The following is a 2051-nucleotide window of genomic DNA, read 5'->3' on the forward strand; positions in this document are numbered from 1 at the left end:
GTATCCGCTCCATGAACTCCACATTCCAAGCGGATAGCTGACGGCTGATGCTGTGCTCCCGATTTCCATCAGGAGCCCATCACCATGATGCGTCCCAATGCCAGCGTTGAAAAAGTGTACCTCTACCCAAAGCCTGTCGATTTTCGAAAGTCCATCGACGGCCTGGCTGCATTGGTCGAACTGGACATCAAAGTTGCGGTGTTCGACCCTGTGCTTTTCGTCTTTCTAAATCGCCACCGCAACCGCGTCAAAGTGTTGTACTGGGAGCGCAACGGCTTCTGCCTTTGGCTCAAGCGCCTGGAGTCTGAACGTTTCAAACTTTCCCCTGATGAGGTCGACGAGGCGATCGTGCTGACTGTCCAGGAATTGAACTGGTTACTGGATGGCTTTGATCTCTGGCGCAATCGTCCTCATAAGGTTTTAACGCCAAGATTCGTCGCCTGACGGGTATAATCCCCGGCATGAATTTGATACCCGAAGACCTTCCCGATGATCCTGTTTTGCTCAAGCAAATGTTGCTTGAGGCACTCAGTCGTCAGCAAGTAACGGCTGAGGCGTACCAGACTCATATCGTCGATTTGAAAGAACAGATCAAGCTGCTGCGCGACCGTTTGTTCGGTCGAAAATCCGAGCAGACCATAGAGCCCAACACGCCGCAACTGGCGTTGTTCAATGAGCCCGAAAGCGAGCCGATGCTTCCAGTCGGCGACGCTGACGAAGAAGTTGTTGCTTCGGCGCCACGTCGCGGCAAACGCAAGCCACTGTCGGCTGATCTGCCACGCTTCGAAGTGACCCACGAACTGCCCGAGCACGAACTGACCTGCGCTTGCGGTTGCCGCAAACACGTCATCGGTGAAGAAACCAGCGAACAGCTGGAGATCGTGCCGATGCAGATTCGCGTACTCAAACACATACGCAAAGTTTACGGTTGCCGCGGTTGTGAAACCGCGCCGGTCACCGCAGACAAACCCGCTCAGATGATCGAAAAGAGCATGGCCAGCCCCAGCGTATTGGCCATGCTCTTAACCACCAAGTACGTCGATGGCCTGCCGTTGCATCGTTTCGAAACCGTGCTGAGTCGACACGGTGTGGATATTCCAAGACAAACACTGGCGCGCTGGGTCATCCAGTGCAGCGAACACTTCCAGCCTTTGCTGAATTTAATGCGCGACCGATTACTGGAAAGTCCGGTCATCCACTGCGATGAAACAAGAGTCCAGGTACTGAAAGAGCCGGATCGAGACCCAACCAGCCAATCGTGGATGTGGGTGCAGGCCAGCGGGCCGCCGGATCGAAAAGTTGTGCTATTTGACTACACCACCAGCCGTGCGCAGGAAGTGCCTCTACGCCTGCTGGAAAGTTATCGCGGCTACGTGATGACCGACGATTACGCGGGTTACAACGCGTTGGCGTTGCAGCCCGGTGTTGAGCGATTGGCGTGCATGGCGCATGCGCGTCGTAAGTTTGTCGACGCGCAGAAAGTGCAGCCCAAGGGCAAAACCGGGCGTGCCGATATCGCGCTGACAATGATCAATAAGCTGTACGGCATCGAGCGTGAACTCAAGGACGTTAGCGATGAACAGCGTTTTATCGGTCGTCAGGAGAAGAGCCTGCCGATCCTGGGGCAGTTGAAAAGCTGGCTGGATAAAACACAGTCCCAAGTGACGCCGCAAAGTGTGTTGGGTAAAGCCGTGAATTATTTGGCCAACAACTGGAGCCGTCTGGAGCGATACGTGGAGGCCGGTTTTTTACCGATCGACAACAACGCGGCGGAGCGCGCGATAAAGCCGTTTGTAATCGGGCGCAAGGCATGGCTGTTCAGCGACACGCCCAAGGGTGCCACCGCCAGTGCGCAGATCTACAGTTTGGTCGAGACCGCCAAGGTCAACGGCCAGGAGCCTTATACGTGGCTGCGCCACGTACTGGAAAGACTACCGCAGGCACAATCGGTTGGGGACTACGAAGCCTTGCTGCCATGGAACTGCTCGCCAGAGATGCCACGGTAAACGACTGCCTCATCTTGAGGTAGGTGTAGTTCGTGGATCGGTTAC

2 protein-coding genes are annotated in these 2051 nt (G+C 55.4%); both read left to right on the forward strand.

Going from position 1 to position 2051, the window contains the following annotated elements:
* Nucleotides 1-84: 84 nt before the first annotated feature.
* On the forward strand, nt 85-444 hold the full coding sequence (gene tnpB / locus E3W21_RS28830; RefSeq protein WP_225924317.1) for an IS66 family insertion sequence element accessory protein TnpB: 360 nt from the start codon (nt 85-87) through the stop codon (nt 442-444).
* A gap of 17 nt (nt 445-461) precedes the next feature.
* Nucleotides 462-2006, forward strand: a complete 1545-nt coding sequence (locus tag E3W21_RS28835) for an IS66 family transposase (RefSeq protein ID WP_134423042.1) — start codon at nt 462-464, stop codon at nt 2004-2006.
* Nucleotides 2007-2051: the final 45 nt, after the last annotated feature.

The sequence above is a fragment of the Pseudomonas sp. F01002 genome, from assembly GCF_004402115.1.
Lineage (GTDB): Bacteria > Pseudomonadota > Gammaproteobacteria > Pseudomonadales > Pseudomonadaceae > Aquipseudomonas > Aquipseudomonas frigoris.

What these genes read in the sequence shown, in the direction of transcription:
- E3W21_RS28835 (WP_134423042.1), top strand. Translation starts at nt 462, where the DNA reads ATGAATTTGATACCCGAAGACCTTCCCGATGATCCTGTTTTGCTCAAG.
- tnpB (WP_225924317.1), top strand. Translation starts at nt 85, where the DNA reads ATGATGCGTCCCAATGCCAGCGTTGAAAAAGTGTACCTCTACCCAAAG.